The sequence below is a fragment of the Citrobacter sp. XY323 genome, from assembly GCF_025106035.1.
Lineage (GTDB): Bacteria > Pseudomonadota > Gammaproteobacteria > Enterobacterales > Enterobacteriaceae > Citrobacter > Citrobacter braakii.
Genome location: NZ_JANYUK010000013.1, coordinates 44,983 through 68,173, shown reverse-complemented (window position 1 = coordinate 68,173; position 23,191 = coordinate 44,983). Strand labels below are relative to the sequence as shown.

At 51.2% G+C, this 23,191-nt stretch carries 22 protein-coding genes; 13 read left to right on the top strand and 9 right to left on the bottom strand.

Annotated elements, in window-relative coordinates:
- Window positions 1-251: 251 nt before the first annotated feature.
- The 5 genes from lldP (at window position 252) to trmL (ending at window position 5,923) form a co-directional block, all read left to right on the top strand.
- Entirely contained in the window at window positions 252-1,907 is a 1,656-nt protein-coding gene (gene lldP / locus N0B36_RS17760; protein ID WP_016154960.1) for an L-lactate permease, read from the top strand.
- A complete protein-coding gene (gene lldR, locus N0B36_RS17755; protein WP_200080307.1) occupies window positions 1,904-2,680 on the top strand; it encodes a transcriptional regulator LldR in 777 nt (258 codons plus the stop codon). The genes lldP and lldR overlap by 4 nt, the downstream gene beginning before the upstream one ends.
- Window positions 2,677-3,867, top strand: a complete 1,191-nt coding sequence (gene lldD, locus N0B36_RS17750; RefSeq protein WP_016154962.1) for an FMN-dependent L-lactate dehydrogenase LldD — start codon at window positions 2,677-2,679, stop codon at window positions 3,865-3,867. Before lldR ends, lldD begins: the two co-directional genes overlap by 4 nt.
- A 195-nt stretch (window positions 3,868-4,062) precedes the next feature.
- Complete coding sequence (locus N0B36_RS17745) at window positions 4,063-5,403, top strand: aromatic acid/H+ symport family MFS transporter (RefSeq protein WP_047501313.1); 1,341 nt, start codon at window positions 4,063-4,065, stop codon at window positions 5,401-5,403.
- A 46-nt stretch (window positions 5,404-5,449) separates the two neighbouring features.
- Entirely contained in the window at window positions 5,450-5,923 is a 474-nt protein-coding gene (gene trmL / locus N0B36_RS17740) for a tRNA (uridine(34)/cytosine(34)/5-carboxymethylaminomethyluridine(34)-2'-O)-methyltransferase TrmL (protein ID WP_049042808.1), read from the top strand.
- Between the two features lie 181 nt (window positions 5,924-6,104).
- Here the strand turns inward: trmL and cysE are convergent, their stop codons facing one another.
- The 5 genes from cysE to N0B36_RS17715 all read right to left on the bottom strand — a co-directional run bounded on the left by cysE (window position 6,105) and on the right by N0B36_RS17715 (window position 9,271).
- Window positions 6,105-6,926 carry a serine O-acetyltransferase gene (gene cysE / locus N0B36_RS17735; protein ID WP_016154965.1) on the bottom strand — a complete coding sequence of 274 codons (822 nt, stop codon included), beginning with the start codon at window positions 6,924-6,926 and terminating at the stop codon, window positions 6,105-6,107.
- Window positions 6,927-7,003: 77 nt separating this feature from the next.
- Window positions 7,004-8,023 carry an NAD(P)H-dependent glycerol-3-phosphate dehydrogenase gene (gene gpsA / locus N0B36_RS17730; RefSeq protein WP_259688695.1) on the bottom strand — a complete coding sequence of 340 codons (1,020 nt, stop codon included), beginning with the start codon at window positions 8,021-8,023 and terminating at the stop codon, window positions 7,004-7,006.
- Window positions 8,023-8,490 carry a protein-export chaperone SecB gene (gene secB / locus N0B36_RS17725; protein WP_003024155.1) on the bottom strand — a complete coding sequence of 156 codons (468 nt, stop codon included), beginning with the start codon at window positions 8,488-8,490 and terminating at the stop codon, window positions 8,023-8,025. The genes gpsA and secB overlap by 1 nt, the downstream gene beginning before the upstream one ends.
- 46 nt (window positions 8,491-8,536) lie before the next feature.
- Window positions 8,537-8,788 carry a glutaredoxin 3 gene (gene grxC, locus N0B36_RS17720; protein ID WP_003024152.1) on the bottom strand — a complete coding sequence of 84 codons (252 nt, stop codon included), beginning with the start codon at window positions 8,786-8,788 and terminating at the stop codon, window positions 8,537-8,539.
- A 51-nt stretch (window positions 8,789-8,839) separates the two neighbouring features.
- Entirely contained in the window at window positions 8,840-9,271 is a 432-nt protein-coding gene (locus tag N0B36_RS17715) for a rhodanese-like domain-containing protein (RefSeq protein ID WP_005120473.1), read from the bottom strand.
- A gap of 247 nt (window positions 9,272-9,518) precedes the next feature.
- Here N0B36_RS17715 and gpmM point away from each other — a divergent pair, with 247 nt between their 5' ends.
- The 3 genes from gpmM to N0B36_RS17700 are packed head-to-tail and all read left to right on the top strand — an operon-like array spanning window position 9,519 to window position 13,331.
- The gene (gpmM, locus tag N0B36_RS17710) at window positions 9,519-11,063 is read left to right on the top strand and encodes a 2,3-bisphosphoglycerate-independent phosphoglycerate mutase (protein ID WP_259688692.1); all 1,545 of its coding nucleotides are present in this window, start codon (window positions 9,519-9,521) and stop codon (window positions 11,061-11,063) included.
- Window positions 11,064-11,096: 33 nt separating this feature from the next.
- Window positions 11,097-12,356, top strand: coding sequence for a murein hydrolase activator EnvC (envC, locus tag N0B36_RS17705; protein WP_230330234.1), 1,260 nt, complete (start codon window positions 11,097-11,099; stop codon window positions 12,354-12,356).
- A gap of 3 nt (window positions 12,357-12,359) precedes the next feature.
- Window positions 12,360-13,331, top strand: coding sequence for a divergent polysaccharide deacetylase family protein (locus N0B36_RS17700; RefSeq protein ID WP_103767008.1), 972 nt, complete (start codon window positions 12,360-12,362; stop codon window positions 13,329-13,331).
- Here N0B36_RS17700 and N0B36_RS17695 read toward each other — a convergent pair.
- Window positions 13,318-14,352, bottom strand: coding sequence for a glycosyltransferase (locus tag N0B36_RS17695; protein ID WP_235117029.1), 1,035 nt, complete (start codon window positions 14,350-14,352; stop codon window positions 13,318-13,320). The genes N0B36_RS17700 and N0B36_RS17695 overlap by 14 nt on opposite strands.
- A gap of 243 nt (window positions 14,353-14,595) precedes the next feature.
- On the opposite strand from N0B36_RS17695, the gene rfaY reads away from it, so the two are divergent.
- Complete coding sequence (gene rfaY / locus N0B36_RS17690) at window positions 14,596-15,282, top strand: lipopolysaccharide core heptose(II) kinase RfaY (protein ID WP_047502168.1); 687 nt, start codon at window positions 14,596-14,598, stop codon at window positions 15,280-15,282.
- Between the two features lie 67 nt (window positions 15,283-15,349).
- Here rfaY and tdh read toward each other — a convergent pair whose 3' ends face one another.
- The 3 genes from tdh to yibB form a co-directional block, all read right to left on the bottom strand.
- On the bottom strand, window positions 15,350-16,375 hold the full coding sequence (gene tdh / locus N0B36_RS17685) for an L-threonine 3-dehydrogenase (protein ID WP_016154972.1): 1,026 nt from the start codon (window positions 16,373-16,375) through the stop codon (window positions 15,350-15,352).
- Between the two features lie 9 nt (window positions 16,376-16,384).
- Entirely contained in the window at window positions 16,385-17,581 is a 1,197-nt protein-coding gene (kbl, locus tag N0B36_RS17680) for a glycine C-acetyltransferase (protein ID WP_046275754.1), read from the bottom strand.
- Between the two features lie 279 nt (window positions 17,582-17,860).
- On the bottom strand, window positions 17,861-18,718 hold the full coding sequence (gene yibB, locus N0B36_RS17675; RefSeq protein WP_047418310.1) for a protein YibB: 858 nt from the start codon (window positions 18,716-18,718) through the stop codon (window positions 17,861-17,863).
- Between the two features lie 278 nt (window positions 18,719-18,996).
- Here yibB and rfaD point away from each other — a divergent pair, with 278 nt between their 5' ends.
- The 4 genes from rfaD to rfaL are packed head-to-tail and all read left to right on the top strand — an operon-like array spanning window position 18,997 to window position 23,182.
- Window positions 18,997-19,929 carry an ADP-glyceromanno-heptose 6-epimerase gene (gene rfaD / locus N0B36_RS17670; protein ID WP_003827312.1) on the top strand — a complete coding sequence of 311 codons (933 nt, stop codon included), beginning with the start codon at window positions 18,997-18,999 and terminating at the stop codon, window positions 19,927-19,929.
- A gap of 2 nt (window positions 19,930-19,931) precedes the next feature.
- Window positions 19,932-20,978 carry an ADP-heptose--LPS heptosyltransferase RfaF gene (gene rfaF, locus N0B36_RS17665; protein ID WP_046275755.1) on the top strand — a complete coding sequence of 349 codons (1,047 nt, stop codon included), beginning with the start codon at window positions 19,932-19,934 and terminating at the stop codon, window positions 20,976-20,978.
- A 3-nt stretch (window positions 20,979-20,981) separates the two neighbouring features.
- Complete coding sequence (rfaC, locus tag N0B36_RS17660; RefSeq protein ID WP_200046811.1) at window positions 20,982-21,959, top strand: lipopolysaccharide heptosyltransferase RfaC; 978 nt, start codon at window positions 20,982-20,984, stop codon at window positions 21,957-21,959.
- A gap of 14 nt (window positions 21,960-21,973) precedes the next feature.
- Complete coding sequence (rfaL, locus tag N0B36_RS17655; RefSeq protein ID WP_103767012.1) at window positions 21,974-23,182, top strand: O-antigen ligase RfaL; 1,209 nt, start codon at window positions 21,974-21,976, stop codon at window positions 23,180-23,182.
- Window positions 23,183-23,191 lie beyond the last annotated feature (9 nt).

The window sequence follows — 23,191 nt, the reverse complement described above, 5'->3', positions numbered from 1 at the left end:
GCAACATTCGCTTGCCCGGTCCTTCCCTTCCCCTCGCAATTGGCCCTACCAATTTCAGCCAGATCCTACCAGCACCTCACATTTCATTAAAATGTGCGTACAATGCCGTTGCCAATAAATAACATTTGATTAACCATTCATTGTCATTACCCCTACACAACAATATTGGCAGGGCCACTTTTACACATAATGTGACCAGGAGATGAGCACAGACTCATTCCATTATGTCGGCGGCCCCCAGGAGACCTGCAATGAATCTCTGGCAACAGAACTACGACCCGGCCGGTAACATCTGGCTTTCCAGTCTGATCGCATCGCTCCCTATCCTGTTCTTTTTCTTCGCCCTGATTAAGCTCAAGCTGAAAGGCTATGTTGCGGCGTCATGGACGGTGGTGATCGCTCTGACGGTCGCCCTGCTGTTTTACAAAATGCCGGTCGATCACGCTCTGGCTTCCGTGGTGTACGGCTTCTTCTATGGTTTGTGGCCAATTGCCTGGATCATTATCGCCGCGGTATTCGTCTATAAAATCTCGGTGAAAACCGGGCAGTTCGACATCATCCGCTCCTCAATACTCTCGATTACCCCGGACCAACGTCTGCAAATGCTGATTGTCGGTTTCTCCTTTGGCGCATTCCTCGAAGGGGCGGCAGGATTTGGCGCTCCGGTAGCGATTACCGCCGCACTGCTGGTTGGTCTGGGCTTTAATCCTCTGTACGCGGCAGGTTTGTGTCTGATCGTAAACACCGCTCCGGTCGCTTTTGGCGCAATGGGTATTCCGATTCTGGTTGCCGGTCAGGTTACCGGGCTGGATAGCTTCGAGATTGGTCAGATGGTGGGCCGTCAGTTACCGTTCCTGACCATTATCGTGTTGTTCTGGATTATGGCGATTATGGATGGCTGGCGCGGCGTAAAAGAGACCTGGCCTGCGGTGATGGTCGCTGGCGGCTCGTTTGCTATCGCGCAGTACCTCAGCTCTAACTTTATCGGGCCAGAACTGCCAGACATTATCTCGTCTCTGGTTTCGCTGGTCTGCCTGACGCTGTTCCTGAAACGCTGGCAGCCGGTACGCATCTTCCGCTTTGGCGATATGGGCGCTTCACAGGTCGATCAGACGCTGGCTCGCACCCACTATACCGCTGGACAGGTGGTCCGCGCCTGGTCTCCGTTCCTGTTCCTGACCGCCACCGTCACTCTGTGGAGCGTACCGCCGTTTAAAGCGCTGTTTGCGCCAGGCGGCGCGATGTACCACTGGGTGGTCAATATTCCAGTTCCGTACCTCGATAAGCTGGTTGCCCGTATGCCGCCGGTCGTACATGAAGCCACAGCCTACGCGGCGGTGTATAAATTTGACTGGTTCTCCGCAACCGGTACCGCGATTTTGTTTGCCGCCCTGCTGTCTATCGTCTGGTTGAAGATGAAGCCGTCCGCAGCGCTGCAGACTTTTGGCAGCACGCTGAAAGATCTGGCGTTACCTATTTACTCCATCGGAATGGTGCTGGCATTCGCGTTTATCTCAAACTACTCCGGGCTTTCATCAACCCTGGCGTTGGCCCTGGCACACACCGGCAGCGCGTTTACCTTCTTCTCACCGTTCCTCGGCTGGCTGGGGGTATTTCTGACCGGGTCCGACACCTCATCAAACGCACTGTTTGCCGCCCTGCAGGCTACGGCTGCTCAGCAAATCGGCGTTTCGGATGTGCTGATGGTTGCGGCAAATACCACTGGCGGCGTGACCGGCAAGATGATCTCGCCGCAATCTATCGCTATCGCCTGTGCGGCAGTGGGATTAGTGGGGAAAGAGTCTGACCTGTTCCGCTTTACCGTGAAACACAGCCTGATTTTCACCTGCATGGTGGGTGTGATTACCACGCTGCAGGCCTATGTCTTAACCTGGATGATTCCATGATAGTGATGCCCAGACGCCTGTCAGACGAAGTCGCATCTCGTGTGCGGGCGCTGATTGAAGAACAACAGCTGGAGGCGGGCATGAAGTTGCCCGCTGAGCGCCAACTGGCCGTACAGCTCGGCGTATCGCGTAACTCGCTGCGCGAGGCGTTAGCAAAGCTGGTCAGTGAAGGCGTACTGATTAGCCGTCGTGGCGGCGGGACGTTTATCCGCTGGCAGCATGAGGCCTGGTCTGAACAAAACATCGTTCAGCCGCTGAAAACCCTGCTGGCGGACGATCCTGATTACAGTTTCGATATTCTGGAGGCCCGCCACGCCATCGAAGCCAGTACCGCCTGGCACGCTGCCATGCGGGCCACCGCCGCGGATAAAGAGAAAATCAGGCTCTGTTTCGAGGCCACGCAAAGCGAAGATCCGGATCTCGCCTCGCAGGCTGACGTTCGTTTTCATCTCGCCATTGCGGAAGCCTCGCACAACGTGGTGCTGTTGCAGACCATGCGCGGTTTCTTCGACGTCCTGCAGTCTTCGGTAAAACAGAGCCGCCAACGTATGTACCTGGTACCGCCCGTATTTTCACAACTGACGGCACAGCATCAGGCCGTGCTGGACGCCATTGTTGCCGGGGATGCCGACGGGGCGCGTAAGGCTATGATGGCGCACCTCAGTTTTGTCCACACCACAATTAAACGATTTGACGAAGATCAGGCCCGTCTGGCGCGTATTACTCGCCTACCCGGTGATCCTGGTGAGAATAGCAGGGAGAACAACACATGATTATTTCAGCAGCCAGCGACTATCGCGCCGCAGCCCAGCGCATCCTGCCCCCCTTCTTGTTCCACTATATTGACGGCGGGGCGTATGCCGAGCACACCTTGCGCCGTAACGTGGCAGACCTGTCAGAGGTGGCGCTGCGCCAGCGCGTACTGAAGAATATGTCCGACCTGAGCCTGGAAACAAAGCTGTTCAACGAAACGCTCTCCATGCCGGTAGCCCTCGCGCCTGTCGGCTTGTGCGGCATGTACGCACGCCGGGGCGAGGTTCAGGCCGCCGCCGCCGCTGATGCCAAAGGCATTCCGTTTACGCTTTCCACAGTGTCCGTATGTCCGATTGAAGAAGTCGCCCCGACCATCAAGCGTCCAATGTGGTTCCAGCTGTATGTTCTGCGCGATCGCGGTTTTATGCGTAACGCACTGGAGCGCGCCAAAGCGGCGGGTTGCTCCACGCTGGTCTTTACCGTCGATATGCCAACGCCTGGCGCACGCTACCGTGATGCCCATTCCGGTATGAGCGGCCCAAATGCGGCACTGCGTCGCTACTGGCAAGCAGTCACTCATCCACAGTGGGCATGGGACGTTGGTCTGAACGGTCGCCCGCATGATTTAGGCAATATTTCGACTTATCTGGGCAAACCCACCGGCCTTGAAGATTACATCGGCTGGCTGGCGAATAACTTCGATCCGTCGATTTCCTGGAAAGACCTCGAGTGGATCCGCGAATTCTGGGATGGTCCGATGGTTATCAAAGGGATCCTCGACCCTGAAGATGCCCGCGACGCCGTACGCTTTGGCGCGGATGGCATCGTTGTCTCTAACCACGGTGGCCGTCAGTTAGATGGCGTGCTGTCTTCAGCTCGTGCGCTGCCCGCCATTGCCGATGCGGTGAAAGGCGATATCACCATTCTGGCTGATAGCGGGATCCGCAATGGTCTGGACGTTGTACGCATGATAGCGCTGGGCGCGGATAGCGTGCTGCTGGGGCGTGCTTATCTGTACGCGCTGGCGACCCATGGCCAGGCCGGTGTGGCGAATCTGCTGAACCTGATCGAGAAAGAGATGAAGGTGGCGATGACCCTGACCGGTGCGAAGTCGATTAGCGAAATCAGCCGTGATTCGCTGGTACAGGAACTGGGTAAGAGCCTGCCTGCCGCGCTGGCACCTCTGGTCCAGGGTAGCGCAGCGTAACAACATCCCCGTAAACCCCATTTTCTGAATGGTCGGTCTGTTTTCAGCCCGACCATTTTTTATCCAAAAATAACGACTAGTTAACATTTACAACCAATATATTTGACAACTTTTTATCCACCTGCCAAATGTATAGACAAGCTAATACAACAGCATTTTATACATATAACAACCATCATAACGGGCGAGGGTGACATGGCTTATTCCGGAAAAGTGAATATCCAGCAGGCGATAGATGACAGTGCTTTTTCGCGTTTCCACTGGGTCATTATTGTCCTGGGTTTTCTGGTTTTAGCCATTGACGGCTTCGATACGGCGGCGATGGGCTATATTGCCCCCACGCTTTCAGCCGACTGGAGCATCAAGAAACAAGATCTTGGACCGGTGTTAAGCGCCGCGCTATTGGGCCTCTCATTTGGTGCCCTGCTGGCCGGACCGATTTCTGATCGTATGGGTCGTAAGCGCGTCCTGGTCTTTTCCTGTCTGTTCTTTGGCCTCGCCAGTCTGGGAACCGCCTATGCCCAGACGCTGAATATGCTCACGTTTTGGCGCTTTCTCACCGGGCTTGGGCTTGGCGCGGCAATGCCCAATGCCATCACCCTGGTGTCAGAATTCGCCCCGAAACGCTGTCGTTCAATGGCGATTAACACCATGTACTGTGGCTTTCCGTTAGGGGCTGCGGGCGGCGGCGTGATCTCCTCCTGGCTGATCCCCAACTACGGCTGGCACAGTGTTCTGCTTGCTGGTGCGATCGCCCCACTGGTCCTCACCGTACTGTTGGTGCTGTTCCTGCCGGAGTCGGTTAAGTATCTGGTTCACCGCGGTAAAGGGGTTGCACAGATCAAACGCATTGCTCAACGCTTTATGTCGGGAAGTCTGGAACAGGTTACCCAGTTTTATCTGGATGAAGACCGTATCACGGTCAAAAAAAGCAGCGTGGCACAGTTATTTAGTATGCCCTGGCTGCCGGGTACGCTGATGCTCTGGATGACCTACTTTATGGGGCTGGTTATCTATTACGTGCTGCTGAGCTGGATGCCAACGCTGATGCTGGGAATGGGCTATCCGCTGGCCGAATCCGCCTGGCTGACATCGCTGTTTACCTTTGGCGGTACGGCGGGGATCCTGCTGGCCGGTTGGTTAATGGACCGCTGGGAAGCCCATAAAGTGGTGTCACTTGGCTTTATTCTGACGATGCTGTTTGCCCTCGCTCTCGGGTTTGAACATAACCACATCATCTTATTCGGCGCACTGATCTTCCTGATGGGGATTACCATGAACGGCGCGCAGTCCGGGCTGCAGACGCTGGCCGCCACGTTTTATCCAACCCACTGCCGTGCGACGGGCATTGCCTGGATGCAGGGCGTGGGTCGCTTTGGCGGCGTAGCCGGAACGATGATGAGCGCCCAGTTGCTTTCCCTGCAATGGCAGGCAGACAGTATCTTAATGTTCCTCAGCCTTCCGGCCCTGGTCGCTGCTGCCGCGACAATTTACAAGCTGCAACGCTATAAACCGCACGCGCTGACCGTCGCATAGTACCCGCTCTTTCTGCTATTCTGCCCCCCGTTATCAAGGGGGCAGTATGCTTAACATCGTTTTATTCGAACCAGAAATCCCGCCAAATACCGGCAATATTATCCGTCTTTGCGCCAACACCGGCTTTCGTCTGCATATTATAGAGCCAATGGGCTTTACCTGGGACGACAAGCGCCTGCGTCGCGCGGGGCTGGATTACCATGAATTTACCGCCGTGCTGCGCCACTCTGATTACGCCGCCTTCGTCGCCGCAGAACATCCGCAGCGCCTGTTTGCTCTGACCACCAAAGGTACGCCAGCGCATAGCGCGGTATGCTATCAGGACGGGGATTATCTGATGTTTGGTCCGGAAACACGCGGTCTGCCAGCCAGCATCCTTGACGCGCTGCCGGCCGAACAAAAAATTCGTATTCCGATGATGCCAGACAGTCGCAGCATGAACCTGTCAAATGCGGTGTCGGTGGTGGTGTATGAGGCCTGGCGCCAGCTAGGGTATCCGGGCGCGGTACTGCGTAGCTGATGATTGTTGGATGGCGGCTAGCGCCTGATCCGACCTACATTAATTTGATGAAATTCATTTCGAGCGTTATCGGCGCAGACAGATTCAACACGGACTGCGCGCAGTCACCGGAGCGTACACGCAGTCCGTAAGGATGACGAGCACAGCTCAGGTTCAATCTGCCAGGTAAGATAGCTCGAAATCAGATACCATCTCCATACTCAAAAGTATGATGTATCCCGTTGAAATGCTGATCCATATCCATGGACGGCTTATCGCTGTCAGGCTTACCGACGATGCGTGCCGGAACGCCTGCTGCAGTGGTATGCGGGGGTACCGGCTGTAAAACGACGGAACCTGCGCCAATCTTCGCGCCGCGCCCGACTTCAATGTTACCGAGAATTTTTGCTCCCGCGCCAATCATCACGCCTTCACGAATTTTCGGATGACGGTCACCGCCGGCTTTACCGGTCCCGCCCAGCGTGACGGATTGCAAAATAGAGACGTCGTTTTCAATCACGGCAGTTTCACCGACCACAATACCTGTGGCGTGATCGAGCATAATCCCACGGCCAATTTTTGCCGCCGGGTGAATGTCTACCTGGAAGCTAACGGACACCTGATTTTGCAGGAAGATCGCCAGCGCCTGACGTCCCTGATGCCACAGCCAGTGACCGATACGGTAGGCCTGAAGCGCATGAAAGCCCTTCAGATACAGAAGTGGGGTGGAATATTTATCGACAGCCGGATCACGCGTGCGTACCGCCTGAATATCACAGGCCGCTGAGGCAATCATTTCAGGATCGGCCGCGTAGGCCTCTTCCACGACTTCGCGAATGGCAATGGCGGGCATGATCGGGGAAGCGAGTTTATTCGCCAGCATATAGCTCAGCGCACTACCGAGGTTTTCATGCTTGAGCAGCGTTGCGTGATAAAAACTGGCCAGCATTGGCTCACATTCCGCCAGTGCCCGGGCTTCCGCTTTAATGTTTTTCCAGACGATATCCAGTTCTTCACACGGCATTGCGTACTCCAGAAGGTAGCAAAACGACCGACCCGTTCTTCGCGGGTCGGGTCGTTATATTCAACAGTTCCTTACAGCTAGTGGCGACTCAGCTCGTCCCTGCGTGCACGGCCTAATAACGTCAATGCTGCCTCGCGCGCGTTTTTTCCGCAATACAATACTTGATAAATTTCCTCGGTTATTGGCATCTCAACACCAAAACGGTGCGCCAATTCACGAACTTCTTTCGTATTGCGGTAGCCTTCAACCACCTGACCAATCTTGTCCTGCGCCCCCTGCACGTCCATCCCCTGGCCGAGCATCATGCCAAAACGACGGTTACGCGACTGGTTGTCGGTACAGGTCAGCACCAGATCGCCTAAACCCGCCATCCCCATAAAGGTGGCAGGATCGGCACCCAGCGCCGCGCCAAGACGAGACATTTCGGTCAGTCCACGAGTGATCAATGCGGTTCGCGCATTCGCGCCGAAACCGATGCCGTCAGACATACCCGCGCCAATCGCAATGACGTTTTTCACCGCGCCGCCAAGCTGCACGCCAATGAAATCCGGATTGCTGTAAACGCGGAAGCTCTTGCCACAGTGCAGCAACTGCTGGAGATCGTCAGCAAAGGTGTCGTCCGTCGAGGCCAGAGAAATCGCCGTCGGCATGCCCGCCGCCAGCTCTTTGGCGAACGTCGGACCGGAGATAACCGCCAGTGGAATAGAATTCCCCAGCGCTTCACGCGCGACGTCCTGCAGCAGGCGTCCCGTTTCCGCTTCCAGACCCTTTGTCGCCCAGACCAGACGCGCGTCAGGACGCATCAGCGGTTTGATGTTGCGCAGCACTTCGCCAAAGACGTGGCTCGGCACCACCACCAGAATATTACGACTGGCGGCCAGTGCAGTGGCTAAATCACTTTCCAGGCGCAGCGTTTCGGGAAAAGGCACATCAGGGAGGAACGCGCCGTTGCAGCGATCGTGCTCGAGGGTCGCGATATGTTTAGGATCATGGCCCCACAGGACAACCTGATGGCCATTTCTTGCCAGGGTGATGGCAAGAGCGGTGCCGTACGAGCCGGCACCAATCACAGTCATTGAAGCATTACTTTGGTTCATCAGGCATCCTGATGTTCTTCAGTACCTTCACCAGCCTGCTGCTGTAAATAGTTCATGAACAGCGCATCAAAGTTGACCGGCGCAAGGTTCAGTTGCGGGAATGTACCGCGGGAAACCAGGCTGGTGATGCATTCGCGGGCATACGGGAACAGAATGTTCGGGCAGTATGCACCAAGGCAATGCGCCATCTGAGTCCCTTCAATACCACTGATGGAGAAAATACCGCCCTGCTGAACTTCACACAGGAACGCAGTTTCTTCACCCAGAGAAGCCGTTACGGTGACACGCAGCACTACTTCATACACATCATCTGCCAGTTGGGTAGATGCGGTATCAAGATCCAGTTTAACCTCTGGCTGCCAATCTTTCTGGAAAACATGTGGTGCATTTGGCGCTTCGAAAGACACATCCTTGGTATAAATACGTTGGATCTGGAAAGCCATTTCAGTGTTATTTTGTTCTGACATGTTGAGAAAACCCTTTAGTGTTGTCCTTTAAATACTTCGGTACGCCTTAACGCAGCAGTGGATCCAGTCCACCACGTGCATCCAACGCATACAAGTCGTCACAACCACCAATGTGCTGTGCATCAATAAAAATCTGCGGAACCGTTGTACGGCCACTGCGCTTGATCATCTCTTCACGCTTCACGGCATCGCCGTCAATCGGAAGTTCCTGGAAACTCACACCCTTGCTGTTCAACAGCGCCTTTGCGCGATGGCAAAACGGGCAGGTCGCTTTGGTATAGATCTCAATATTGGCCATGACTTATCTCCAGTGTTCTTTTACCCTGCGGCATGAAAGAAGACGGGTAAATTACTTGCCGCGAACCAGTGGCAGATTCTCGCCACTCCAGCCCGCTACGCCGTCTTTCAGTACAGATACCTGCTCAAAACCGGCTTTAATCAGCGCAGTTGCTGAATCCTGGCACTGCATACCAGAGCCATCAACCACAATAACAGGTTTGTTTTTGTGTTTTTCCAGCTCGCCAAAATTGTTGGCTTTGATTTCGCTCGGCAGCAGGTTAGTGGAGCCCGCGATATGGCCTTTGCGGAAGTCGTCGCGCTGACGTAAATCCACAATCACCGCATCTTCTTTGTTGATAAGACGAGTGGCTTCTCCGCGCGTAATTACCTTCACTTTCGAAGTCAGGCTCTTAAACGTGGTAAATAATACAGCCGCCAGTAACGCAATCCAGGCGATACTCAATACAGGGTGGCGACTAACAAATTGCATAATTTCTTGCATGGGGGGTAACAACTCCCGACTTAGTGATTAAAAAACCAGGAAAGGAGTATACCTGCGCGTTGGCGCAAATACAGCCAGAGCGTGCATTGGATTGCATTTTTGCGGGGCGCTACGGAAAAAAAAACGTAAATCCGCGCCCTCTGCGACACGCTCTGGTCGATTATTTGATCTTCTGGGGCTATTTTATCGATTCAGCTGTAGTAAAATTACGCAATTATTTTTGTCTATTGAGTGTGAGGTTGTCGCAATGTCGGTTTCTAAAAAACCTATGGTACTGGTGATTCTGGATGGCTATGGCTATCGTGAAGACAGCCAGGATAACGCCATCTTTAATGCCAAAACCCCGGTAATGGATGCTCTGTGGGCAAAACGTCCGCATACCCTGATTGATGCCTCTGGCCTGGAAGTCGGCCTGCCCGATCGCCAGATGGGCAACTCCGAAGTGGGTCACGTCAACCTGGGCGCGGGCCGCATCGTGTATCAGGACCTGACCCGTCTGGATGTTGAAATTAAAGAACGGACTTTCTTCGCTAACCCAGTGCTGACCGATGCGGTCGACCAGGCAAAAAATAGCGGCAAAGCGGTTCACATCATGGGCCTGCTCTCTGCTGGCGGCGTTCACAGCCACGAAGATCACATCATGGCGATGGTAGAAATGGCAGTTGAACGCGGTGCTGAGAAAATCTATCTGCACGCTTTCCTTGATGGCCGTGATACCCCGCCGCGCAGCGCTGAACATTCGCTGCAGAAATTCGAAGAGAAATTTGCCGCGCTGGGCAAAGGCCGCGTAGCGTCCATCATCGGTCGTTACTACGCCATGGACCGCGACAACCGTTGGGATCGCGTTGAACAGGCTTATGACCTGATGACGCTGGCAAAAGGCGAGTTCCAGTTCTCTACGGCTGTTGAAGGCCTGCAGGCTGCTTATGCCCGCGACGAAAACGACGAATTCGTGAAAGCGACCGTGATCCGTGCTGAAGGCCAGGCTGAAGCCGCCATGGAAGACGGCGATACGCTGATTTTCATGAACTTCCGTGCTGACCGTGCGCGTGAAATCACCCGTGCGTTTGTTAACGCTGACTTCGACGGCTTCGCCCGTAAGAAAATCGTTAACCTCAACTTTGTGATGCTGACCGAATACGCAGCCGACATCAAAACTGCTGTTGCTTACCCACCAGCGTCTCTGGCCAACACCCTTGGCGAGTGGATGGCGAAGAATGACAAAACGCAGTTGCGTATTTCCGAAACTGAAAAATATGCCCACGTGACCTTCTTCTTTAACGGCGGCGTAGAAGAGCCGTTCAAAGGCGAAGATCGCATCCTGATCAATTCGCCGAAAGTCGCGACCTACGATCTGCAGCCGGAAATGAGCTCTGCTGAGCTGACCGAGAAGCTGGTTGCTGCGATTCAGAGTGGAAAATACGACACCATCATTTGTAACTACCCGAACGGCGACATGGTTGGTCACACCGGGGTGATGGAAGCTGCGGTTAAAGCGGTTGAAGCGCTGGATCACTGCGTTGAGCAGGTGACTAAAGCGGTTGAATCCGTTGGCGGCCAACTGCTGATCACCGCGGACCACGGTAACGCAGAGCAAATGCGCGATCCGTCCACCGGTCAGGCGCATACAGCACACACCAACCTGCCCGTTCCGCTGATTTATGTCGGTGGTAAAAACGTCAAAGCAGTTGAAGGCGGCAAACTTTCTGATATCGCCCCGACGATGCTGACGCTGATGGGTATGGAAATCCCGCAAGAGATGACTGGTAAGCCGCTGTTCATCGTGGAATAATCCCTCCCCATGAGGGGAAAGGCGATTAATACCATCACTTGGGCCGTGAAACTGCAAAAGCTTTCAGTCAGGCCCTTGTTCTACGCCAGCGCGCTTAGCGCTGGCGTATTGCTGTGCGCCTTTTCCGCCCACGCGGACGAGCGCGATCAGCTCAAATCTATTCAGGCTGATATCGCGGCAAAAGAACGCGCGGTACGCCAACAACAACAACAACGCTCCACTCTCCTCGCTCAACTTAAAGCTCAGGAACAGGCCATCGCCGTTGCCGCCAGGCAACTACGCGAAACGCAAAACTCGCTGGCGCAGCTGAATGCACAAATCACAGAGATGAATGCCGCCCTCGCGAAGCTGGAAAAACAGCGGGCTGCGCAAGAGCGTAGCCTGGCAGCCCAACTTGACGCAGCGTTTCGCCAGGGCGAACACACCGGTATTCAGCTCATTCTGAGCGGGGAAGAGAGCCAGCGCGGGCAACGCCTGCAGGCCTATTTCGGCTATCTGAACCAGGCGCGGCAGGAAACCATCGCGCAGTTGAAACAAACCCGCGAAGAAGTCGACTCGCAAAAAGCCGAGCTGGAAGATAAGCAGAGCGAACAGCAGACGTTGCTGTACGAACAGCGCGCTCAGCAGGCTAAGCTGGAGCAGGCGCGTAATGAACGCAAGAAGACGCTCTCGGGTCTGGAGTCATCGATTCAGCAGGGTCAGCAGCAACTGGGCGAAATGCGCGCCAACGAATCACGCCTGCGCAACAGCATCGCTCGCGCCGAAGCCGCAGCCAAAGCACGCGCGGAACGTGAAGCTCGCGAGGCGCAGGCCGTACGTGACAAACAGAAGGATGCGTCACGGAAAGGCTCAACCTACAAGCCAACCGAAAGCGAAAAATCACTGATGTCCCGTACCGGCGGTTTAGGTTCCCCACGCGGCCAGGCATTCTGGCCCGTTCGTGGCCCAACGCTACATCGTTATGGCGAACAGTTGCAAGGTGAGCTACGTTGGAAGGGGATGGTTATTGGCGCATCCGAAGGCACCGAAGTTAAAGCCATTGCCGATGGTCGCGTCATTCTGGCGGACTGGTTGCAGGGCTACGGTCTGGTGGTCGTCGTTGAGCACGGTAAAGGCGATATGAGCCTGTACGGTTATAACCAGAGCGCGCTGGTCAGCGTCGGTACGCAGGTTCGCGCCGGGCAGCCTATTGCTCTTGTGGGTAGCAGCGGCGGACAGGGCAGGCCGGCACTCTATTTCGAAATCCGTCGCCAGGGTCAGGCGGTCAATCCACAGCCGTGGTTGGGAAGATAAGTTTTGCCTCAATTTCGTCGTCTATTATTCTCTCTCGCCAGCGTGCTGGCCTTCGCAACACCTGTTTTTGCTGGCAAACTTGCCATCGTTATTGATGATTTCGGCTATCGTCCACACACCGAAAATCAGGTTCTGGCGATGCCTTCCACCGTCTCCGTTGCCGTTCTGCCTAATGCCCCACACGCGCGTGAAATGGCGATTAAAGCGCATAACAGCGGGCATGAAGTGTTAATCCATCTGCCGATGGCGCCGCTGAGCAAACAGCCGTTAGAGAAAGATACTTTGCGCCCGGAAATGAGCAGCGAAGAGATTGAGCGGATTATTCGCGACGCGGTAAGCAAAGTACCGAATGCGGTCGGGCTGAACAACCATATGGGCAGCGCGATGACCTCCAGCCTGTTCGGCATGCAGAAGGTGATGCAGGCGCTGGAACGCTACGATCTCTACTTCCTGGACAGTATGACCATCGGCAACAGTCAGGCAATGCGCGCAGCATCAGGAACCGGCGTGAAGGTTATCAAACGCAAAGTCTTCCTGGATGACACGCAAAACGAAGCCGATATTCGCCGTCAGTTTAATCGGGCCGTTGAGCTTGCGCGCCGCAACGGTTCAGCAATTGCCATTGGGCATCCTCACCCTTCGACGGTTCGCGTCCTGCAGCAGATGCTTTATAACCTGCCTGCGGACATTACGCTGGTTCGCCCAAGCAGCCTGCTCAATGAACCACAGGTAGACACCTCCAGACCAAACCTTACACCGCCGAAGAATGGTAAACCTGATGCGCCACGTAATCCTTTCCGCGGGGTGAGATTATGCAAACCGAAGCAGCCGTTAGAGCCGGTTTACGCCAGCCGCTTCTTCAGCGTGCTCGGTGAAAGCATCACCCAAAGCACGCTGGTGCAGTATATGCGCCTGCAATGGCAGGGCTGGGGGAATACATCCTCACCCAGCGCTATGAACGCTAACGTAAATTAAGCGTTTTACGGGCAATACGAGAGGGCGAGGATGTTTTATCGCGCCATTTCCAGAGACGGAATGACCATAGCAGCGCCTGGTACAAAACTTTGGCGCTGCGTACGTTAGTAATCATGCGTTTATACATACCAGAGACAAAAATCTCTGCAATCATGCGTTGACGAATATGGACATCCGGCTCTTTGCGTACTGCGTGGCAAACGCGTAATGCTTCATAGGTTATTTGCTGATGAAATTCCGGATAAATAGTAATCCGACCCGCATATTCACGATTCAACTTATCCAATAACCGTGTAATTTTAATATAGTGGCGTTGGTAATTGAGATTCTTTAAGCCTTGCCTTTTAAGACGGCTAACTGATTGATCGTGTAAGAAGTATTTATACAATGATTGCTCGGTATATCGCACACGTTTGGCGTTAAACATAAACTCCGTCGTCCATACAATATCCTGATGATGCAACCCTGGAATAAACGCTATCTTGTTTTTCTCGATAACATCTCTGCGATAAACCCCCATCCAGACCACATGCGTCCAACGGCGTGAAGCCAATGCCATACGTAACCAGTCGGGACCGGTCAATACACCCGTAGACCGCAGACGGTCCGTCGGTATTGATTGCCAGGTGTCCCCCGTTTCGAAAATGCACCAATCAGAATTGCACTGTGCCAGATCGAGATCATCCTGAAGCGCCATGGTCATCAGGGTTTCATACATATTGGGATAAACCAGGTCATCGGCATCGACAAATGCAACATAATCCCCTTTGGCCACTGCCAGCCCACTATTACGCGCGACAGATGCCCCGGCGTTAGCCTGATGTAACAACCGGACATGGGAATAGTTATCAGCATAATGTCTTGCAATATCAACAGAGTTATCCGTTGAACCGTCATCCACAATAATGATCTCTATCGCAGCCCATGTCTGTGCGATCAAAGATTCCATGCAATCCCGAAAACTATCACCCGCGTTATACAACGGAATAATAACACTCAACATATTTGTGCGGTTTCTCATCAGATAACCCAAGTTTGTCAGTACACTGATGACTTTTACTACAGTTTCATTAAGGAATTATTAAGGTTAGAACATTTAATTTTCAGAAGCGGCGCAGCGAAAGCAACCAGTATGGGAAAATGCCATGCGGCGCCTGAGTTCAGCGGCCGTGATAGCTCAGATCGTCTACATATTGAGGGACACAACCTGTATACTATACCCCTGTAAATTAACGCGCGATGTACACTGATATTGAGGAAAGTGATGGCCATCAGTAAGACACATGAAAAAGGTTATACGGTCTATTGCAAAGAGACCAAAACAGACCTTAAGTCACTGATGAATAAGTATATAAACAAAGAAATCAGTGGCAAACCGTTGAGCAGTGGTAACGCCATGCGCAGTGTAGAACTGGTCGAGTACAACTCACAAAAATTTATCATCAAAAACGACCGTGAAGTTGATCCTCGATTTGAGAAAAAAATGCAGAATTTTATCTCCGGCCCCTTTTATTCCTGGCTCATCAAGAAGCTGGACACACTCTCCCCGGAAATGCGCGCCTGTACAGCCGATCTCTACTATGCCGCTGAAAAAGTACGCCTTCGTCAGTGTCATGATGTTTATATTATTCATGAATATGTTGAAGGCACTCCTTTAAAAGAAATTAACCATAAGAATGCCGATGAAGTGAAACAGTGCGTTCTGCGCCTTCACAAAGCCGGGTTGGCATCTAATGATATCCACCCTGGAAATTTCATTCGTACGCCAGGCGGTGAATTAAGAATAATTGACTTATCCTGTAAGGGAAATATGAAGATTTGCCAGGCTAATGACATTTTAGCATTGCAGCGAAAATATCATATTAACATCAAAGGAAAAGGGTTAATCTATAAGCTCATCTGGCTCAAAGAAGCGATAAGATCTTTATCCAGAAAGCTTCGAGGCAAATAGTATTTATTATTTATACGGCCAGAATAAAGAATCTGGCCGTTGGTAGCATTTAATACAAGTCGAGCATTCAATCCCAGCTCAGGATCACTTTCCCTGACTGGCCCGAGCGCATCGCGTCAAAGCCCTGCTGGAATTCATCGATGGAGAATCGATGGGTGATGATCGGCGACAAATCCAGACCAGACTGAATCAATGCGGCCATCTTGTACCAGGTCTCAAACATCTCTCGACCGTAGATACCTTTAATAAACAATCCCTTAAAGATAACTTTAGTCCAGTCGATGGACATGTCTGATGGTGGAATACCCAGCATAGCAATACGGCCACCGTGGTTCATGGTGTCCAGCATGGCGCGAAACGCTGGCGGCGCGCCGGACATCTCCAGACCGACATCAAACCCTTCGGTCATGCCCAGTTCAGCCATCACGTCGGTCAGACTCTCTTTCGACACGTTGACCGCGCGAGTGATGCCCATTTTACGCGCCAGTTCAAGGCGATACTCATTAACATCGGTAATCACCACGTGGCGTGCGCCAACGTGCCTGGCAACCGCTGCCGCCATAATACCGATTGGACCGGCGCCGGAAACCAGCACATCTTCCCCAACCAGATCGAACGACAGCGCCGTATGCACCGCATTACCGAACGGATCGAAGATAGACGCCAGGTCGTCAGAGATGTTGTCCGGAATTTTAAACGCGTTAAATGCCGGGATCACTAGGTACTCTGCAAAGCAGCCAGGACGGTTTACGCCAACACCGGTCGTATTGCGGCACAGGTGAGTACGTCCACCGCGGCAGTTACGGCAATGCCCGCAGGTGATATGACCTTCGCCTGAAACGCGATCGCCGATTTTAAAGCCTTTAACTTCCTGGCCGATGCCAACAACTTCGCCGACATATTCATGTCCAACGACCATCGGTACCGGGATGGTTTTTTGCGACCATTCATCCCAGTTATAAATGTGAACGTCAGTCCCGCAGATGGCTGTTTTACGGATTTTAATCAGCAAATCGTTATGGCCGACTTCCGGTTCAGGAACGTCGGTCATCCAAATGCCCTCTTCCGCTTTCAGTTTGGATAACGCTTTCATTTCACATCCTCAGGCAATAACGCCCAGTTGTTTACCAATGCGTGTGAACGCCTCAACAGCACGCGTAATCTGCTCAGGGGTATGCGCCGCAGACATCTGGGTACGAATACGCGCCTGACCTTTTGGAACCACCGGATAGAAGAATCCAGTAACGTAAATCCCCTCTTTTTGCAGCTCGCGGGCGAACTCTTGCGCCACTACTGCATCCCCCAACATGACCGGGATAATTGCGTGATCCGCTCCCGCTAACGTAAAGCCTGCGGCAGACATTTGCTCGCGGAACTGACGTGCGTTCGCCCACAGGCGATCGCGCAGCTCGCTGCCTGCTTCGACCATCTCCAGCACTTTAATGGAGGCAGAAACAATGGCAGGAGCCAATGAGTTGGAGAACAGATACGGACGGGAACGCTGACGCAGCCACTCAACAACCTCTTTGCGCGCTGCGGTATAACCGCCAGATGCGCCGCCGAGCGCTTTACCCAGCGTACCAGTGATGATGTCCACACGCCCCATCACGTCACAGTATTCATGTGAGCCACGACCATTTTCGCCGACAAAGCCGACAGCATGGGAATCATCAACCATGACCAGCGCGTCGTATTTATCCGCCAGGTCACAAACGCCTTTCAGGTTAGCAATCACACCATCCATAGAGAACACGCCATCGGTGGCGATCAGGATATGACGGGCTCCCGCTTCACGCGCTTCTTTCAAACGAGCTTCCAGTTCGACCATGTCGTTGTTGGCGTAACGGAAACGCTTTGCTTTACACAAGCGAACACCGTCAATGATAGAAGCGTGGTTGAGCGCATCTGAGATAATCGCATCTTCTGCGCCCAGCAGCGTTTCAAACAGGCCGCCGTTGGCGTCAAAGCAGGAAGAGTAAAGGATGGCATCTTCCATACCGAGGAATGCCGCCAGTTTTTGCTCCAGTTGCTTATGGCTGTCCTGGGTACCGCAAATAAAGCGGACCGAAGCCATACCAAATCCGTGAGAATCCATACCTGCTTTTGCAGCTGCAATCAGTTCCGGGTGGTTAGCCAGCCCCAGATAGTTGTTCGCACAAAAGTTAATAACGTGGCTTCCATCGGCCACTGTGATGTCCGCCTGCTGGGCAGACGTAATAATGCGCTCTTCTTTAAACAATCCTTCCGCACGTGCGGTTTCGAGATCGTTCGTTAACTGTTTGTAAAAATCCCCACGCATTTCAATTCTCCAGACTGGGCAAATTTCAGCACATATTACCCAAAGCTATACGCTGATACGAGATGACGCATCATCACTTCTTCAAAATGAAGCATAAATCACGTATACCCACATGGCTAATCAGTGATGCCGTCGTATGGATTCATTGGACGCACGGAATCACAACCAATTGAATTGGCTGGATTTTATAAAAAATCATAAAAAAACAACAGCAATAGCAGAAGAATGCCTTTGCAGCATTCTATCTGGTTAGGTAACCCTTCAATCTCATTCAAGCCACTACTTTCGAGTGAGAAAAATTCGCAATGCCTGGAGTTTTGCACCTAAAGCGGTTCGCCGATAAACACGGAACAGATCGAACCATTTGCCCCGACCAAGGTAATTAAGCATTAATAGATCAGGGCGCTTGTAATAACACATGACAAAAATACCCTGATCATCATCAACAATATTATTTCTGAGAGTCTCTTTTTGACACTCAGTGACTAATGAGTAAAACTCTTTCCATTTCTCTGGTGAACCAACAATAGCGCCGCCGATAATATAAGTATGATTTCCTATCATAAAATCAAAAACCTGTTTTCTGGATGATATAACCAGACCCTTTTTAATCGTGAAGAGATGCATTTTATTACGGTCAAAAGGGAAGTCCCATACTTTTAATCCGCGAGTAACCTGCGGTTTACGGCAATATCCGAAGTCTACCCAGGCAACCATCGGAGTATTAACTAAGCCTGCATTTATGGCCTTCACTACAAAATATGCTTTTAAATTATTGATCAACACATATTCTGGAGACCAGTACTCAGGGTTACCTAGCTGTCGCGTCTCTAATTTACTCTTAAAAGTATCATCCTGCTGGATTTGTCTTATTTTATTATTAATATGCTTAAATTTTTTACCTAAATCTATGGTTATAATTTTTGTGGGCTTACCTTTGCGTATTTCCGCAACTCTGTCCTCAAACTCAGACGAAGTAAAAATAACCATATCATTTTCTAAAGCGGCTAACCGTTTGAAGTAGTCAAAATAGACATCAGAAGATCGGGAAAGTTTTTCACGGAAGCCTTTATTAACAGTCCACTCCCCCCTACCGATATCAAAATATGCTGTCACAATAGTGGTAGACGATTTCATAACCATTTTCAAACCATTAATAAAAAAAATATTATATCACATAGTTTTTGTTTTTGTACATATAATATACATAGATGGATATAAAAAAACTAAGTACATTTAAGATTAATTTAATAGACTTAATAACCATTAAATAAGCATTCTTATACTGGTGTTTATAGGCCTTCTACCGACCCACCATCTTACTTAAGAGGCTGAAGGGATGCCGATGTGATGGTATGATTACAGACATTAGTGTCTGAGATTGTCTCTGACTCCAAAATTCGAAGGTTACATTTATGATCATCGTTACCGGCGGCGCGGGCTTTATCGGCAGCAACATCGTCAAGTCATTGAATGATAAAGGCATCACCGACATACTGGTGGTGGACAACCTTAAAGATGGCACCAAGTTTGTTAACCTGGTGGATCTGAATATTGCTGACTACATGGACAAGGAAGACTTCCTGATCCAGATTATGGCCGGAGAAGATTTCGGCGATATCGAAGCGATTTTCCACGAAGGCGCATGCTCCTCCACTACCGAGTGGGACGGCAAGTATATGATGGATAACAACTATCAATACTCCAAAGAGCTGTTGCACTACTGCCTGGAGCGTGAAATTCCGTTCCTGTATGCGTCCTCTGCCGCCACCTACGGCGGTCGTACTTCTGATTTCATCGAATCCCGTGAATATGAGAAACCGCTGAACGTTTACGGCTACTCAAAATTCCTGTTCGACGAGTACGTTCGTCAGATCCTGCCAGAAGCCAATTCTCAGATTGTTGGCTTCCGCTATTTCAACGTCTACGGACCGCGTGAAGGCCATAAAGGCAGCATGGCGAGCGTCGCTTTCCACCTCAACACCCAGCTCAACAATGGCGAAACACCAAAACTGTTCGAAGGCAGTGAAAACTTCAAGCGTGATTTCGTTTACGTAGGCGATGTGGCTGCGGTGAACCTGTGGTTCCTGGAAAACGGGGTTTCCGGCATCTTTAACCTTGGTACCGGTCGTGCGGAATCTTTCCAGGCCGTTGCCGATGCAACGCTTGCGTACCACAAAAAAGGCAGCATTGAGTACATCCCATTCCCGGAAAAACTGAAAGGTCGCTACCAGGCGTTTACCCAAGCCGATCTGACTAATCTGCGCGCTGCGGGCTATGACAAGCCGTTTAAAACCGTTGCTGAAGGTGTAACGGAATATATGGCCTGGCTGAACCGCGACGCGTAAGTATGAAAATTTTGGTGGTAGGCCCGTCCTGGGTGGGCGACATGATGATGTCGCAAAGTCTCTATCGCACGCTTAAGGCGCGCTATCCCCAGGCGATAATCGACGTGATGGCACCTGCATGGTGCCGTCCGTTATTGTCGCGCATGCCTGAAGTTAACGAAGCTATCGCCATGCCGCTGGGACACGGCGCGCTGGAGATCGGCGAGCGGCGTAAACTCGGTCATAGCCTGCGTGAAAAACGCTATGACCGCGCCTATGTGCTGCCTAACTCGTTTAAATCCGCGCTGGTACCGTTTTTTGCTGGCATTCCCCATCGTACCGGATGGCGTGGTGAAATGCGCTACGGCCTGCTAAACGATGCGCGCGTGCTGGATAAAGATGCCTGGCCGCTGATGGTCGAACGCTATGTAGCCCTGGCCTATGATAAAGGCGTAATGCTGTCAGCTAAAGATTTACCGCAGCCTCTGCTATGGCCGCAGTTGCAGGTAAGCGAAGGTGAAAAGTCCCTGACCTGTCGCCAGTTTTCCCTTTCTGCCGAACGCCCCATCATCGGCTTTTGCCCTGGTGCGGAATTTGGTCCAGCGAAACGCTGGCCACATTACCACTACGCAGACCTGGCGAAGCAACTGATCGATGAAGGCCATCAGATTGTGCTTTTTGGCTCTGCAAAAGACCATGAAGCCGGAAATGAGATCCTGGCAACGCTGAGCGTTGATCAGCAGCCCTGGTGCCGTAATCTGGCAGGCGAAACACAGCTGGAGCAGGCCGTCATTCTGCTCGCCGCCTGCAAAGCGGTGGTCACCAACGACTCTGGATTAATGCACGTTGCCGCAGCGTTGAATCGACCTCTGGTAGCGTTGTATGGCCCCAGCAGCCCGGATTTTACTCCGCCGCTTTCACACAAGGCGCGCGTAATTCGCTTGATTACGGGCTATCACAAAGTACGCAAGGGAGATGCAGCAGAAGGCTATCATCAGAGCCTGATTGACATCACACCCCAGCGCGTGCTGGAAGAACTCAACGACCTGTTGTTACAAGAGGAAGCCTGACGGATGCGGGTACTGATCGTTAAAACATCGTCTATGGGCGATGTACTGCATACGTTACCGGCATTAACCGATGCGCAGCAGGTCATGCCGGATATTCAATTTGATTGGGTAGTGGAAGAAGGCTTCGCGCAGATCCCATCCTGGCATGCAGCCGTTGACCGGGTTATTCCAGTGGCGATCCGCCGCTGGCGTAAAGCCTGGTTTTCAGCGCCGATTAAAGCCGAGCGTAAAGCCTTTCGCGATGCGGTGCGTTTACAGCAGTATGACGCGATAATTGATGCGCAGGGTCTGGTTAAAAGCGCGGCGTTGGTTACGCGTCTGGCACGTGGCATCAAGCATGGTCTGGACTGGAGCACGGCGCGCGAACCATTGGCGAGCCTGTTTTATAATCGCAAACATCACATTGCCAAACAGCAGCACGCGGTAGAACGTACGCGTGAATTGTTCGCCAAAAGTCTGGGATATTCCAGGCCCCAGTCGCAGGGTGATTACGCTATCGCTCAGCATTTTCTGAAAGAACGTAATGCTGATGTGGGCCAATATGCCGTATTTCTGCATGCCACAACGCGTGATGATAAGCACTGGCCAGAAGCCAACTGGCGGGAGCTAATTGGCCTGTTAAATAACGCTGGCATACGTATTAAACTGCCATGGGGTGCTCCTCACGAAGAAGCACGAGCCCGTAGGTTGGCAAATGGTTTTTCTTATGTTGATGTTCTTCCACGGATGACTTTGGGAGAGGTCGCTCGCGTACTGGCGGGGGCAAAATTTGTGGTGTCGGTTGATACAGGCCTGAGTCATTTAACCGCTGCACTGGATCGCCCTAATATTACGTTGTACGGTCCAACGGACCCAGGATTGATTGGTGGGTATGGGAAGAATCAAGTGGCATGTCGCTCAGGAAGTGAAAATCTTTCCGACTTGCGTTCTTCGACCGTATTAGAATCAATTAATTGCAATTTTTTAAATAATTGTCTGTAAGTATCGGAGAAATGATGGCTTTAACAAAGTTTTTTTTAGATGAGAAAAAAAACTGGAAGATAAACTGGAATAGAGGACTTATATTTCTGTTTGTCGCCACCTATTTCTTAGGTGGTATTACTCGTTATAAACATTTGATTGTCATCCTGATGACTATCACAACGATAGTTTATTTATGTAAGAATCCTCGACATTATATTCCTATTTTTAAAACATTTGTTTTTGCAAGTGTATCATTTCTTGTAATCGCTACCTTCGTCTCTTTAGTGTTCACTCCTGAACTAAAAGCTAGCCTGAAAGAGATAAACAACTCAGTTGTTGAAAATGTCTTATTATGCACTATTGCGATCCCTGTATTACTAAGAGAAGAAAGCAAAGAAACCATTTCAAAGTTGATATTCTTCTCGTTCCTTACAGCTCTTAGTTTGCGATGCCTTTCAGAACTTGTCCTTTATTATCAGGACTATCAGCAAGGAATCATGCCTTTTACTAATTACCAACATCGCGGAATTTCAGATGCAATGGTGTTTTTATTCCCAGTGCTTCTGAATCTATGGCTCATTAAATCAGCGAAATACCGTATATTATTCCTGTTGTTAGGGGCGATATACACCTTTTTAATTCTTGGAACATTGTCCCGTGGCGCATGGTTATCTGTATTTATTATTGCTCTTACATGGATAATCATGTACAAACAATGGCGATTGCTTACTTTAGGAATCCTCGTAGCTATTGTTGCTCTGACAGCTATATTTTCACACAAAGATATGTCAGAAAAACTGACCTTTAAATTGCAGCAAACTGACAGTTCATATCGCTATACTAACGGTACGCAAGGAAGTGCGTTTGACCTAATCTTAGAAAATCCAGTTATTGGTTATGGTTTTGGTAATAACGCTTATAAAACTGTATACAACAAGCGTGTTGTTGATTATCCAAACTGGACATTCCGCGAGTCAATTGGACCACACAACCTTATTCTTTTTGTATGGTTTGGTACAGGATTACTTGGACTTGTGGGTTTAATACTGGTGTACACTAGCATTGTGAGAGAATGTGTTACGCATGCATTTAGGGAGAATTACTATTCCCCATACAATGCTTATATAATAATTTTACTTTCATTTTTCGGTTATTTTATTATACGTGGCAACGTTGAGCAGATTGAGTTAGATCTGTTGGGTATTTTTGCAGGTTTTCTGTTAGCGCTGAAGAATAAATAAAATAGTATA